This window comes from Bacteroidales bacterium, from assembly GCA_012517825.1.
Lineage (GTDB): Bacteria > Bacteroidota > Bacteroidia > Bacteroidales > JAAYUG01 > JAAYUG01.
Genome location: JAAYUG010000053.1, coordinates 1 through 13,273 on the forward strand (window position 1 = coordinate 1; position 13,273 = coordinate 13,273).

General features: G+C 47.3%; 14 protein-coding genes. 10 read left to right on the forward strand and 4 right to left on the reverse strand.

The genetic code is table 11. The annotated features are described in order from the left end of the window. The coding region (locus tag GX419_03590) for a hypothetical protein (protein ID NLI23772.1) at nt 1–207 on the forward strand (207 nt) is incomplete at its 5' end. A gap of 217 nt (nt 208–424) precedes the next feature. After that, nucleotides 425–628 (forward strand): hypothetical protein, encoded by a 204-nt coding sequence (locus GX419_03595; GenBank protein ID NLI23773.1) that lies wholly within the window; start codon nt 425–427, stop codon nt 626–628. Between the two features lie 209 nt (nt 629–837). Here the strand turns inward: GX419_03595 and GX419_03600 are convergent, their stop codons facing one another. Beyond that, nucleotides 838–1,242, reverse strand: a complete 405-nt coding sequence (locus GX419_03600; protein NLI23774.1) for a YjbQ family protein — start codon at nt 1,240–1,242, stop codon at nt 838–840. A gap of 224 nt (nt 1,243–1,466) precedes the next feature. On the opposite strand from GX419_03600, the gene GX419_03605 reads away from it, so the two are divergent. Both GX419_03605 and GX419_03610 read left to right on the forward strand, forming a co-directional pair. Then, nucleotides 1,467–2,336 (forward strand): alpha/beta hydrolase, encoded by an 870-nt coding sequence (locus tag GX419_03605; GenBank protein NLI23775.1) that lies wholly within the window; start codon nt 1,467–1,469, stop codon nt 2,334–2,336. Further along, nucleotides 2,323–3,315 (forward strand): GSCFA domain-containing protein, encoded by a 993-nt coding sequence (locus GX419_03610; GenBank protein NLI23776.1) that lies wholly within the window; start codon nt 2,323–2,325, stop codon nt 3,313–3,315. The genes GX419_03605 and GX419_03610 overlap by 14 nt, the downstream gene beginning before the upstream one ends. 76 nt (nt 3,316–3,391) lie before the next feature. On the opposite strand, the gene GX419_03615 is transcribed toward GX419_03610, so the two are convergent. Genes GX419_03615 through GX419_03625 form a run of 3 tightly spaced genes read right to left on the reverse strand, consistent with a single transcriptional unit; the run spans nt 3,392 to nt 7,221 of the window. Continuing rightward, nucleotides 3,392–4,258, reverse strand: a complete 867-nt coding sequence (locus GX419_03615) for a UbiA family prenyltransferase (protein NLI23777.1) — start codon at nt 4,256–4,258, stop codon at nt 3,392–3,394. Then, nucleotides 4,255–4,764, reverse strand: coding sequence for an O-acetyl-ADP-ribose deacetylase (locus GX419_03620; protein NLI23778.1), 510 nt, complete (start codon nt 4,762–4,764; stop codon nt 4,255–4,257). Before GX419_03620 ends, GX419_03615 begins: the two co-directional genes overlap by 4 nt. Nucleotides 4,765–4,767: 3 nt before the next feature. Further along, nucleotides 4,768–7,221: a phenylalanine--tRNA ligase subunit beta gene (locus tag GX419_03625; GenBank protein NLI23779.1), complete on the reverse strand. Its 2,454-nt coding sequence runs from the start codon at nt 7,219–7,221 to the stop codon at nt 4,768–4,770. A gap of 198 nt (nt 7,222–7,419) precedes the next feature. Between GX419_03625 and surE the strand changes: the two genes are divergently transcribed. The 6 genes from surE to gldG form a co-directional block, all read left to right on the forward strand. After that, nucleotides 7,420–8,211 (forward strand): 5'/3'-nucleotidase SurE, encoded by a 792-nt coding sequence (gene surE, locus GX419_03630; GenBank protein ID NLI23780.1) that lies wholly within the window; start codon nt 7,420–7,422, stop codon nt 8,209–8,211. Beyond that, nucleotides 8,208–8,504 carry a hypothetical protein gene (locus GX419_03635; GenBank protein ID NLI23781.1) on the forward strand — a complete coding sequence of 99 codons (297 nt, stop codon included), beginning with the start codon at nt 8,208–8,210 and terminating at the stop codon, nt 8,502–8,504. The genes surE and GX419_03635 overlap by 4 nt, the downstream gene beginning before the upstream one ends. 31 nt (nt 8,505–8,535) lie before the next feature. Continuing rightward, a complete protein-coding gene (gene lpxB / locus GX419_03640) occupies nt 8,536–9,666 on the forward strand; it encodes a lipid-A-disaccharide synthase (protein NLI23782.1) in 1,131 nt (376 codons plus the stop codon). Then, entirely contained in the window at nt 9,666–10,796 is a 1,131-nt protein-coding gene (locus GX419_03645) for a SpoIID/LytB domain-containing protein (protein NLI23783.1), read from the forward strand. The genes lpxB and GX419_03645 overlap by 1 nt, the downstream gene beginning before the upstream one ends. A 90-nt stretch (nt 10,797–10,886) precedes the next feature. Further along, a complete protein-coding gene (gene gldF, locus GX419_03650) occupies nt 10,887–11,618 on the forward strand; it encodes a gliding motility-associated ABC transporter permease subunit GldF (GenBank protein NLI23784.1) in 732 nt (243 codons plus the stop codon). Then, nucleotides 11,618–13,273: gliding motility-associated ABC transporter substrate-binding protein GldG (gldG, locus tag GX419_03655; GenBank protein ID NLI23785.1), on the forward strand; the 1,656-nt coding region annotated here is incomplete at its 3' end. The genes gldF and gldG, both read left to right, overlap by 1 nt.

A 13,273-nucleotide genomic window follows, 5' to 3' on the forward strand; every position in this document is an offset into this window, starting at 1 on the left:
GCCTATACCTATACTATTAAGGAAGCGCTTCAGTTCCATGTAGGTTGTCCCTGGGCCAAGGCTGGGGTAATAGAAATTGTGATTGAAGGGAAGAAGACAATTACCATTGACTTTGGCGATGGAACCTGCGACCGGAAGTTTACGGTAACGATTGACGGTCAGACTACCCAGGAAAGTGGATTGGAAGGTTCTGAAGGCGGAATATAGCAAATTGCAGCCTGTCGTTTTCTACCCGGCCAGGTAAGTTGCACAGGCTGAGGCCAGAAAAAATAAAAGAAGCTAATGAAAATAGGGGATACCGAAAGTGTCCCCTGTTTTTTTGAGGTATTATTTTGTTCCTTCCTTAAGGCCATAGGTTGCTCCTTCATCCCCTGCGGGGAAAGAGCGTAAAGCGCAGAGCGTAAAGCGTAAAGAAATACCGTTCATGACTTACCTCTCTACCCTGCACTCTAAGCCCAATGCTTTACGCTATAAACTCTACGCTCCACGCTGGAACTTTGGAACTCTGGAACCCTGGAACTTTGGAACCCGTTCCTTAATCCCCTACGGGGAAAAAGATATGGTTTACATCACTACATCTATTATCCTTCATCCCCTGCGGGGAAAGAGCGTAAAGCGCAGAGCGTAAAGCGTAAAGAAATACCGTTCATGACTTACCTCTCTACCCTACACTCTAAGCCCAATGCTTTACGCTATACGCTCTACGCTCTACGCTGGAACTTTGGAACTTTGAAACTCTGGAACCATGAAAGTCTGGAACCTTGACAAAATCAACCTTCATCCTTTAACAGGCTCCTGGATGGATTAGAATTTTTGAATTTTGCATTTTCCTGGTGCTTACCCTGGAATAACTGTTACAATAACTTTGCGTTCGTTTCGGGGCCCATCAAACTCACAAAAGAAAATATTCTGCCAGGTGGAAAGGGCCAGTTCGCCTCCGACCAGGGGAATTGTTTCAGAAGGGCCTACCAAACCGGCTTTGAGATGGGCATCCCCGTTGTCATCCTGGGCATCATGTTCCCATTTCCCAGCCGGGATCAATTGCCTCAGCAGTGTTACAACATCGTTCTGCACCGATTCATCCCAGTTTTCCTGAATCATGATAGCCGATGTGGCCCCCTGCGCATATACATTTACAAGCCCTTCGCGCACACCGCTTTTACTGACGACATCTTTTACTCGTGCCGTAATATCATATAGTCCGTTATGTTTGTCGGTGCTGAATGTAAGAGTATAATGCATACCTGCCTCCCTTTTCTATGCAAAACTAATCCAAATCCTGCCATCTTTTACCGGATGAACCAATAATCCAACCCCGGCGAAGCAGCAATATGAGGCAACCGGAATGAACGGTAAACATTTTTCAAGTTGTGTCAGCAACAAAACGCAAAAAAACAGATAAAAAAGCCCCATACACTGAACATGAAACTTGTATTATATTTGGTAAACTGAAACAGAACACAAAAATGGAATATTCTGAAAAAAAGGTAGTTTCAACCGATGGCCTGCCGTTGTTTCTCCGCATCTGGCAGCCTAAACAAAAACCGCTGGCCGTTATCAATATGGTACATGGCCTCGGGGAGCATGGAGGCCGGTATGATCACTGGGCAAAACGATTTACCCAGGAAAATATGGCCTTTGTTGCTATTGATTACAGAGGCCACGGCCTGGCGGAAGGCAAACGCGGGCATGCCGCTTTTTATGGCCTTCTGCTGGATGACATAAAGGTTTTGCTCGAAGAAACAAGCCAACTGTTTCCTGAAATACCTGCCATTCTTTATGGACACAGCCTCGGCGGCAATCTGGTTCTTTCCTACATATCGCAACGCAGGCACTCCCTGAATGGCCTCATTGTGACTTCTCCATGGCTCCGGCTGACTTCCGAACCTCCGGTTTGGCAAACTGCTGTGGCCCGCATTCTTTTGCCTGTTTTCCCCGGAATGACGATTCCCAATGGCCTCAATCCAAACGATCTCAGCCACTATCCCGAAGTGGCCAAAGCTTATACAAGCGATCCACTTGTGCATAACAAAATCAGTCTGCGTCTGTATTTTGATACACAGAAGGCCGGTCATCTCATCCTTCAGAAAGGGATTCCGGTGAACATTCCCGTGCTGATTGCCCATGGCTCAGCGGATCCGATTACTTCTCCCCGGGCAAGTCAGGAACTCACAACACACTGTAGTAAAAATGTTACTTTTCGGTTGTTCAAAGATATGTTCCACGAACTCCACAACGAGCCCTGTGCCCCCGAACTTTTTATTCTTATTAAAAACTGGATAATGGAAACCTGCCTTGCAAATACCGATTACCCGTCAGGTCATGGATACTTTTAGGACCGAAATCAGACCAACACCTGCCCCTTTCAGTATCAGCTATACCGATCTGCTTCTGTTCATCGGATCGTGTTTCACGGAGCACATAGGCAGTAAGATGGAATTGTTGAAATTTCCGGTTTGCCTTAACCCTTCAGGCATTCTTTATAATCCTGTTTCTATAGCCAATACCATCAGACGGCTTATTACCGCAAAACCATACTCTCAGGACGAGCTTATTCTGTATAACGGAGTCTGGCATAGCTTTGATCATCATGGTATGTTTTCAGGTACTGATAAAGATGAGGTACTGAAACGGATTAACGAATCGTTAAACCGGGGAGCTGCATTTCTTCGCAAGGCCACCTGTCTTTTTATCACACTGGGAAATGCCCATGTTTACCGATACCGGAAAACCGGGCAGATTGCAGCTAACTGCCATAAAATACCTGATACAGAATTCACTTTCGACATACTATCACCTGAACAGATTGCAGAAAACTTTACAGATGTCTGGAACCTTATCAGCAAAGTTAACCCGACTCTACGGATGATCTTTTCCATTAGTCCTGTCCGATATCTCCGATACGGCCCCACAGGAAACCAGACCGGCAAATCAGTTTTGTTTGTAGCGGTTCACAGGCTGCTGAATGAAATCCCCGGGTCAGTCTATTTTCCCGCTTACGAAATCATGATGGACGATTTACGCGATTACCGTTTTTATGAACCGGACATGATTCATCCTAATCAGGTGGCCATTGATTATATCTGGCAGTTTTTCTGTCAGACCTTCTTTGCTGAAGCTACCTTGCAGATTGTACGGAAGGTGGAACAGGTGCAACGAGCGCTGGAACATCGCCCGATCAGGCCCGGAACAGAAGAATATTCCCGGTTTATTGAACAGATCCGAACCAGAATTTCAGAGCTGGAGAAACAATATTCTTTCCTGAATTTTCAGGAGGAAAAAGAAAAACTCGATGCTTTGGCAAAAACAGTTTGAATCTTTTTGCTCCTACCATGCCCTGAACTGAAGCACAGCAACCTCGCGCATGATGCAACGCAAAAAATGAACAGGGCTAAAAATACATCTCCAGCAGAAAAAACAAAGCAAAAAGAACACTGGCTATTCCATTGGTAGTAAAAAAGGCTGTATTCAGCCGTGAAATATCGTCTGAACTCAATATAACATGCTGGTAGGTTAGCAGACCAAGGAATACAAGAGATCCGATCCAGTACCAAAGGCCAAAATGGCCGTAATATCCTGCCAGTATCACAATGCCTCCGCTCACCAGATGAAATATAGCCGAAATGATGAGGGATTTTTTTCGTCCGAAACGTACCGGTACCGAGCGCAGGTTTTCCTGCCTGTCAAACCATTCATCCTGCAATGCATACAGTATATCGAAGCCGCTGACCCAGAAAATGACTACCAGGGAATAGAGAACCGGCAACAAAGCAAACTTCGAGGTAACGGCCAGGTATGCCCCCACGGGAGCAAGGGAAAGCCCTAATCCCAGAATCAGATGACTCCAGGTTGTGAATGTTTTGGTAAAACTATAGCCTAAAATGATCAGCAGGGCAACGGGAGACAATTTAAAAACCAACGGATTGATAAACCATGCTGCCGCCATAAACAGAAGCGATGAAACGATGGTGAGATGCAACGCCGATTTGGGTCGGATAATCCCGACCGGGATTTCACGGAGTGCTGTCCGTGGATTCTTCCCGTCAATTTCCCTGTCAACATACCGGTTAAATGCCATGGCAGCCGTTCGCGCAAAGACCATGCAGAGAATGACAGCAATAAAAATACTCCAGGAAAAAGGATACTGATCGTGCCGTACTGCCAGGAAAAATCCGATGATGGCAAAGGGCATGGCAAAAACGGTGTGGCTGAACTTAACCAGCGAAAGATAGTTGAGCAGTCGTGGTCTCTGATTCATAATCCTTGCTGAAGAAGTTGCTCATAAATACGGTAACTTTCGTCATCAAAGGCAACAAAAATTACCTCTTCGGGAAGATCATGCGTTTCCGCAAACTGCCGCACTTCCCTCACAGCAATGGCAGCGGCTTTATCTTTCGGATATCCGTATACACCGGTACTTATACCGGGAAAAGCAATCGTTCTGATTTGGTGCTGGTTTGCCAGAAAGAGGCTGTTGCGGTAACAGGATGCCAGTTTTTCCGGTTCCCCGTATGAACCTCCATTCCAGACAGGGCCTACCGTGTGAATAACAAACCGCGCAGGAAGGTTATACCCTTTGGTAATGCGCGCCTCGCCAACAGGACAACCTCCTATGGTACGGCATTCTTCCAGAAGCTGTGGGCCAGCGGCACGGTGGATAGCTCCGTCAACACCCCCTCCGCCAAGCAAACTCGTATTGGCTGCATTGACGATGGCATCGGCAGAAACTTTTGTTATATCACCTTTTATCAGACCAATTTTCATTGTTTATTGCCTGATTACCGCACCGAGTTCTTTTTCATAAGCCGTCATAAGTTTTCTCATTACGGCATCAATTTCTTCATCGGTCAGAGTCTTTGACGGATCCCTGAGCACATAAGTAATGGCATAGGATTTCTTCCCGGCACCTATCTTTTCCCCTTTATAGACATCGAAAAGATTCATCTTCTGCAGAAGCTTCTTCTCTGTTCTGAAGGCGAGATCCCTCAGCTGGGCGTAAGTTACCTTTTCGTCGAGCACCATTGATAAATCGCGACGCACTTCGGGGAACCGGGGGATTTCACGGTACACCACAAAATGATCCTTAACCAGGTTCATCAGGGCATCCCAATGGAAATCGGCATAAAAGACCGGGGCTTTGCAGTCAAATTCTGCCATCAGTTGTGCATTCACCTCACCAAACTCAACTACCACCGTTTCGTTCACCATGTATTTCAGACCATATTCAAACAGATCGTTCCTTACCTCCCCGTTACCCAGATGTTCCGGATCAAAACCCAGCCTCTGCAGAATGGCCGAAACCCAGCCTTTCAGGAAAAAGAAATCAACAGGCTGTTCCGGAGTAGTCCAGTTTTTCTCGCTCCGGTTGCCGGTAGCAAAAAGGGCCAGGTGGAGATATTCCGAGTATTTTGAAAGGGGGTTTTTCGCTTTCTCTTCCGGATGGTAGAAATAAACTTTTCCGACCTCATAGAGGAGCAGGTCCGGATTCTTCCTGTTCCGGTTGTATCGTATTGCCTCAAGTCCGCCATAAAGAAGGCTCTGCCGCATGCAGTCGAGGTCGCTGCTCAAAGGATTCAGAATGCGGACAAGGTTTTCAGCCGGAAAGGCTTTGTTTTTCTCATAATATGCTGAACGGGTGAGTGAGTTGGACATAATTTCTGTAAAACCGGCACCCGTCAGATAATCGCAAATGGTATGGGTTATTTTTTCCTTATCAGGTTTGGCAACATAGGATAAGGTAGCATGAACACGCTCAGGAATTTCAACATTGTTAAAGCCATAGATGCGAAGCACTTCCTCGACGATATCTGCTTCACGCTGTACATCAACCCTGTAAGGAGGAACCCTTAGCAGCATATCGTTTCCCTTTTCTGACAAAATTTCTATATCAAGGGAAGCGAGGATCTGACGAAGGGTGTCTTCTGGAATTTCCTTTCCAATCAGGCTATTGATTCTTTTCAGGTTAACAGCTACTTCGGCGTTCACGGCCGGAGCAGGGTATTCATCAACAACAGGACCTGTGATAGTTCCGCCTGCAATGCTAGTTATTAACCATGCAGCCCGCTGAAGGGCATAGGGAACCATGTTAGGGTCAGTGCCTCTTTCAAAGCGGAACGAAGCATCAGTTGCCAGTCCAAGCCGACGGGCCGTTCGCCGTATGGTCCGGGGATCAAACCATGCGCTTTCAAGAAAAATATTCGTTGTTTCGTCGCTGATACCCGAAAGCAGACCGCCGAAAATGCCGGCCAGAGCCATGGGTTCTGCCGTATTGCAAATCAGAAGATCGTTTGCTTCAAGGGTACGCTCAACACCGTCAAGTGTAATGAACATTGTTCCGGCAGGAAGATTTTTCACCACAACCGTATTTCCCTGAATTTTATCGGCATCAAATGCATGGAGCGGTTGTCCTGTCTCGTATAAGACATAGTTGGTTATATCGACCACATTGCTGATTGGATTCAGGCCGACTGCCCTCAGTCTGTTCTGAAGCCAGGCGGGCGAAGGGCCTACTTTTACACCGCGGATGTACCAGCCGGCATACCGGCGGCATCCTTCCGTATTTTCAATAACCACTTTAACAGGTGGTTCAGCTCCGGAAACCGGCAGACGGGGCAATTCCGGAAGCCCTGCCTTCACGGGCGATGATAAGCTCAGCCGGGCTGCCAGATCACGGGCAATGCCGTAATGCGAAGCCGCATCAATGCGATTCGGCGTTAAGCCGATTTCATAAACCGTGTCAGTGGTTACACCAAAATATTCCGATGCCGGAGTGCCGGGAACTGCTTTCTGATCGAGCACCATAATGCCCTCATGGGATGTTCCCATACCGGCTTCATCCTCAGCACAGATCATCCCTTCGGATTCTTCACCACGGATTTTGGTCTTCTTTATCTCAAATGTTTCATTTCCGGAAAAAATTTTTGCCCCGGGCAGGGCCACAAGTACTTTCTGGCCTGCTGACACATTGGGAGCCCCGCAAACGATTTTCAGCGGCGCCCCGGCACCAATGCTCACCGTTGTAAGCGATAATTTGTCGGCATTGGGATGTTTGACACAGGTCAATACTTCGCCTATCACAAAATTCTGCAAACCACCCTTAACTGATTCCCATGTTTCCATTGATTCCACTTCCAGCCCCAGATCCGTCAGAATTTCAGCCAGACGGGCCGGATCAAGATCAAAGGGAAGATAATCACGAAGCCAATTGTAGGAGATCTTCATTGCAAATTCCTTTCCTGAAAACTATTTTTTTTAATAACAGCCGCAAATCTAAGAAAAATGACTGTTATTTAACCAGATCCGGTTGAAAAACTCTCTTCCGGTTAACAGCAGATTGCCTATATTTGCCCGTGATGAAGTGAACAGGTCAGAGCCAGGTCTTCTTTAACCTGCAGACCGGTGGTTTAACCTGTTTGGCAAATGACAGATAAATGTATGTCAGAACGGTTAATACTTGTAACAAACGATGACGGGATTCATGCGCCGGGGCTTCAGGCCCTGATTCATGTGGCACAGACATTCGGCCGCGTCCTGGTCATAGCCCCGCATGAAGGCCAGAGTGGCATGTCGCATGCCATAACAGTAAAATATCCCATACGGATTGAAAAATTGTCGGAAGAAGAAAAACTGACAGTGTACTCCTGCACAGGAACCCCCGTGGACGGCGTAAAGCTGGCCATCAACCGGCTGGCCGGCAGGCCTCTGACCATGGTTCTTTCCGGCATTAATCATGGAGCAAATTCCTCGTCGAGCATTGTTTATTCAGGAACCATGGGAGCCGTTCTGGAAGGATGCATCAACGGCATACCTTCCATAGGCTTTTCTCTGCTTGACTTTTCGAAGGAAGCCGATTTCAGCACAGCTATCCTTTACGCCAAGCATATTGTTTCGCGCGTGCTTGAAGAAGGCCTTCCTTCAGGCACCTGCCTGAATGTAAACATACCCCGCAACAACGGAGAACCGATAAAAGGAATAAAAATATGCCGGCAAAACAAGGGCCTCTGGAGGGAAGAATTCGACCGGCGCATTGATCCACAGAACCAGGAATATTACTGGCTTACCGGCGAATTCCATAACCTGGAGCCTGAAGCAGACGATACCGATGAATGGGCCCTCACCCACCGTTATGTGTCGGTAGTTCCGGTTAAAATTGATCTTACTGATTATCAGTTTATCAACAGAATTAAACACTGGGAAAATCATACACCATGAAATCGAAATTTGACCGGCTCAGCCTGGGATTCTTTCTTGGAATCATTGTCCCGATTATTACCCTGATAGTGGTTTATTTTGCACGTTTTGAAACCTATACGTTCCCTTCTTTCATCCGAACGCTCGTTGCCCTGCATGCACTGCCTGCCCTGCTGAGTCTGACGGTAATTCCCAACCTGCTGGTGTTTTTTATTTTTATCTGGACCAACCACCTCTATGCAGCAAGAGGTGTTCTGGGAGCCACCATTGTTGCCGCATTGATTATTATGTTGATTAAATACCTTATCGTCTGACCTTTCCATTCCAAAATCCATTGACCCGAAGATGAAATATTACCTCATAGCCGGCGAAGCATCAGGCGATCTGCACGGAGCAAACCTGATAAAAGCCCTGAAAAAAAATGACCCTGAAGGCATCTTCCGTTTCTTTGGTGGGGATCTGATGCAACAGGAAGGCGGCACCCTTGTAAAACATTACCGCGATACAGCTTTTATGGGAGTGGCGGCCGTTGCGGCAAACCTGGGGAAAGTCCTGAAAAATATGTCGCTTTGTAAAAAAGATTTGCTCTCGTTCAGTCCCGATGTATTGATCCTGATTGACTTTCCCGGTTTCAACCTTCGCATGGCAGAATTTGCCAAAAAAAAAGGCATCCCTGTCGTTTACTATATTTCGCCAAAGATATGGGCCTGGAAAAAATCCCGGATCCATCAGATTAAGCAGTTCGTGTACAGGATGTTTGTTATTCTTCCTTTCGAAACATCCTATTACAGGGAGCGGGGCTACGAAGTGGAGTACCTTGGAAATCCCGTAGCCGATGCTGTATTTGCATGGGAAACGCACAAAACCTCATGGCCGGATTTTATTTCACGCAACCATCTGGAGGACAAACAAATACTTGCCCTGCTGCCGGGAAGCAGGAAGCAGGAAATTGCACTTTGCCTTCCCGAAATGATAGCAGCCGCCGCAAAATTTACCGGATACCAGATCGTCGTTTCGGCAGCGCCGGGCATTGATCCGGAATTTTACAGAAGTATTGAAGGCTGCCAGGCTCTGCCTCTTGTATCGGGCCAAACCTATGATCTGGTGCACCATTCTTCCGCCGCAGTGGTTGTATCGGGTACGGCAACACTTGAAACAGCGCTGATAGGAACACCCCAGGTTGTGGTTTATAAAACCGGAAACCTGACCTATCATGTGGGAAAGCACTTTGTCAAAGTCCGGTTCTTTTCCCTGCCCAATATCATCATGGAGGAGGAAATTGTAAAAGAGCTTTTGCAGTTTGACCTGACGGAAAAAATTACCCGCGAGCTTGACCTACTTCTGAACAATACAGACTACCGCAACCGGATGCTTGGCAACTATGCCCGGCTGAAGGGAAAAATCGGACCACCGGGAGTTTCGGAGAGAGTCGCCGGCCGTATAAGAGACTTTCTAAAGGAAAAAATGCACCGCTGATGAAAGGCATCCGGATTCTGCTGTTTTTTCTTTCGGCCAATCTGACGGCCCAGGAAGTCAGCATCGGGCTTTTTTATGCCGATGCCATACAGTCCTTTACAGTTTCTCCTGTGCGCAGCAAGTATGTTCTGTTCATTGACAGCATACCATCTGACACCCTGCGACCGGGAAACATTCTGTACATCAGCCTGATGAATGACAAACTCAGCATTCAGAGACCCGACAATCCGCCGGTAGGTTGCCTTACCATTGAGCTCGAAGCCCTTGACACCAATGGTATTTTCAGCATCCGACCGGCATTCCCGGCAAAAGAAAAACGGCTTTATGACGACAACGTTCATTTCAGAGCCGACGTAAACCGTATTCTTGCTGTAAACCGGGTGCAATTCGACAAATATATTGCAGGAGTGATTGAATCAGAAGGAGGAACAAAAGCCCACCCCGAGTATTACAAAGCACAGGCAGTACTTTGCCGCACCTATGCACTGGCCAATATTACCCGCCATAAGGAAGAAGGATTTGACCTGTGCGACGGTGTGCATTGCCAGGCCTACCTGAGCCGGAGCGATAAAAACGGGGAGATACTCAATGCCGTAAGGCAAACCCACGGGGAAGTTGCTGTATGGAATGATACCATACTGATTACCGCAGCTTTTCATTCCAACTGCGGCGGTGAAACCCAGAGCAGTACCGCAGAATGGGTGCTTGATATGCCCTATCTTCAACCCGTCAGAGACCCCTATTGCCGCGAATCGCGAAATGCCCGCTGGCAGAAAACTTTCACCCTCAGCGAATGGAAACAATATCTTACCGGAGCAGGTATTGTTCTAACTGACAGCTTCCCTCCTTCGCGGTTTAAATTCGTTCAGCTGCAAAGAAAACGCTTTTATCCGGCGGGAAACGATTCCTTACCCCTTCGTAAAATCCGCAATGATCTTGGCCTGCGTTCTTCCTTCTTCTCCGTCAGCTTCGTGCCTCCCGATAAGATTGTGCTTGATGGCCGCGGCTACGGTCACGGCATTGGACTCTGCCAGGAAGGGGCCATGCAAATGGCTTTGAAAGGATTTGACTACCGCGAAATTTTGTTTTTTTATTTTACCGGCATTTCCATAAAAAAATGGATTCAATAGTTCGCTTATATTTGCAAGCCTGAATAAAATAGACAGCCGGTTTGAAGAAATCAGAAAATGAAAGAAGCCGGCAGATTAACGAATTCTCCTATGAATGCCTTAATCGGAAAAGAGTTACGAAGCTTTTTCAGTTCCCTCACCGGGTACATTGCCATCATTGTTTTCCTTCTCACCAACGGGCTGTTGTTATGGGTCTTCCCAGGAAGCACGAATATCATGGACGGAGGTTTTGCCACCCTTGACAGTTTTTTCATGCTGGCCCCCTGGGTGTTTCTTATACTGATTCCGGCCATCACCATGCGCACCATCGCAGAAGAAAGGAAGACAGGCACAATTGAACTGCTCATTACCCGCCCCCTGAGCCTCTGGCAGATTATCCTGGCAAAGTATGCTGCTTCCCTTATGGTAGTCATCCTTTCCCTCCTGCCCGCTCTTATTTTCTTTTATTCGGTATATCACCTCGGCAATCCTCCTGGAAATATTGACATGGGCGGAACCTGGGGATCCTTCATCGGGCTCTTTCTGCTTGCTTCGGTGTATGCAGCCATTGGAATATTCTCCTCTTCACTTACCGAAAATCAGATAGTTGCCTTCCTCCTGTCCGCCGCCTTGTGTTTTTTTGTTTACACAGGTCTGGATCTTGTTTCTCAGATGCATCTGCCCGTTTTTTTGCAAAGCATCATACAATACCTTGGCATTGCTGAACATTACAGGAGTATGAGCCGCGGAGTGCTTGACTCCAGGGATCTTGTTTATTTTTTTGGAATCATTGCGCTTTTCATGGTATTTACCTATGAATCAATCAAAAACCGCAAATGGTAATGCGTAGTAAAAAGATACACCTCCCGGAAGAGTTTTTGTCAGGCAAATCGGCCGTTTTGTCTTACCTGATCCTGGGCATCATCATTATGCTGATGTTTCTTTCGCAGATTTATTTTGTGCGCCTTGATCTTACTTCGGAAAAAAGATACACCCTCTCGCCCGTAACAAAAGAAACCCTGAAAAACATGCCCGGAATGGCTTTTATCAGGGTATACCTCGACGGAGACCTTCCTCCGGAGTTCATAAAAATGCGGAACAGCATCCGCGAAATGCTCGATGAGTTCCGGGTATATGCCGGCGACCGCATCCAGTATCAGTTTGTGAATCCCATGGCGGGGAAAACACCCCAGGCAAGAAAAAACTTGATGCAGGAACTGGTCAATAAGGGCCTTCAGGTTACCAATGTCCAGGCTACTGATGAAGAAGGCGGGAAATCAGAAAAATACATTTTCCCCGGAGCCATTATCACATACAAAAACACCGAAGTGCCCCTCAATCTTTTGCAGAACAATCCGGGGCTGAGTGCTGAGGAAAACCTGAACAATTCCCTGCAATTGCTTGAATACAGGCTCATCAGCACCCTCCATACACTGGCTTCTGACACGGTTAAAAAGATTGCCTTCATTGAAGGACATGGCGAGTTTGATCAGTATCAAACGGCCGATATTTCAAGGGAATTATCGCTTTTCTTTCAGATTGACCGCGGAAAAATCAATGGCGTTGCCGGTTGCCTTGATCAGTATGTTGCCGTTATCATAGCCGGACCAACACAGCGCTTCAGTGAGGCCGACAAATTTGTTCTCGACCAGTATCTTATGCAGGGCGGGAAGATCCTCTTTTTTATCGACGGAGCCCGCATCAGTCTGGATAGCCTTCACGAATCCGCATCCGTTGCCCTGATGAACGATGTTAATCTGGACGATCAGTTGTTCCGTTACGGGGTCAGAATCAATCACAATCTGATTCAGGACATTCAGTGTGCCCTGATCCCGGTAAACACTGCCGTAGAAGGGCAGGCTGCCCGTTTTGTTCCCTTTCCGTGGTATTACTTCCCATTGCTTATACCCCGGCAGGATCACCCGGTTACCCGCACCATCAATCTGGTGCGATCTGAGTTTGCCAGTTCCATCGATACCCTTGCAGCAGCCAGCCTCCGAAAAACGATACTGCTTACCACCTCCCCTTTCACAAAGGTTTCCAATCTGCCCAATTATGTATCGCTTGAACAGGTGCGTAACGCACCCCGTAAAGAGGAATTCAACAGACAAAATCTGCCCGTGGCGGTTTTGGTTGAAGGCAGTTTCCCTTCTGTATTCCGGAACCGGATGCTCGAAGGACTGGGTATAAAAGGATCCTATCAGTTCAGGCCATCCGGACAATCCGGAGCAATTGTCGTTGTGTCGGATGCTGACATTATACGGAATGAAGTCCGGTTTGATGCCCGCGGCCCGCTGATTTCCCCCGCCGGCTTCGACCGGTACACCAACCAGATTTTTGGCAACAGGGAATTTGTGGTAAATACGCTGAATTACCTTACCGATGCATCAGGAATCATTCAACTGCGCAACAAGGAATTCAGGCTGCGTGTGCTCGATCGCAACAAGGTACGCAACGAACGGACAAAATGGCAAATCATCAATACGGTAGTACCTTCA

Coding starts and splice junctions, on each gene's coding strand:
- GX419_03595 (NLI23773.1), top strand. CDS start 425: ATGACTTACCTCTCTACCCTGCACTCTAAGCCCAATGCTTTACGCTAT.
- GX419_03600 (NLI23774.1), bottom strand. CDS start 1,242: ATGCATTATACTCTTACATTCAGCACCGACAAACATAACGGACTATAT.
- GX419_03605 (NLI23775.1), top strand. CDS start 1,467: ATGGAATATTCTGAAAAAAAGGTAGTTTCAACCGATGGCCTGCCGTTG.
- GX419_03610 (NLI23776.1), top strand. CDS start 2,323: ATGGATACTTTTAGGACCGAAATCAGACCAACACCTGCCCCTTTCAGT.
- GX419_03615 (NLI23777.1), bottom strand. CDS start 4,258: ATGAATCAGAGACCACGACTGCTCAACTATCTTTCGCTGGTTAAGTTC.
- GX419_03620 (NLI23778.1), bottom strand. CDS start 4,764: ATGAAAATTGGTCTGATAAAAGGTGATATAACAAAAGTTTCTGCCGAT.
- GX419_03625 (NLI23779.1), bottom strand. CDS start 7,221: ATGAAGATCTCCTACAATTGGCTTCGTGATTATCTTCCCTTTGATCTT.
- surE (NLI23780.1), top strand. CDS start 7,420: ATGACAGATAAATGTATGTCAGAACGGTTAATACTTGTAACAAACGAT.
- GX419_03635 (NLI23781.1), top strand. CDS start 8,208: ATGAAATCGAAATTTGACCGGCTCAGCCTGGGATTCTTTCTTGGAATC.
- lpxB (NLI23782.1), top strand. CDS start 8,536: ATGAAATATTACCTCATAGCCGGCGAAGCATCAGGCGATCTGCACGGA.
- GX419_03645 (NLI23783.1), top strand. CDS start 9,666: ATGAAAGGCATCCGGATTCTGCTGTTTTTTCTTTCGGCCAATCTGACG.
- gldF (NLI23784.1), top strand. CDS start 10,887: ATGAATGCCTTAATCGGAAAAGAGTTACGAAGCTTTTTCAGTTCCCTC.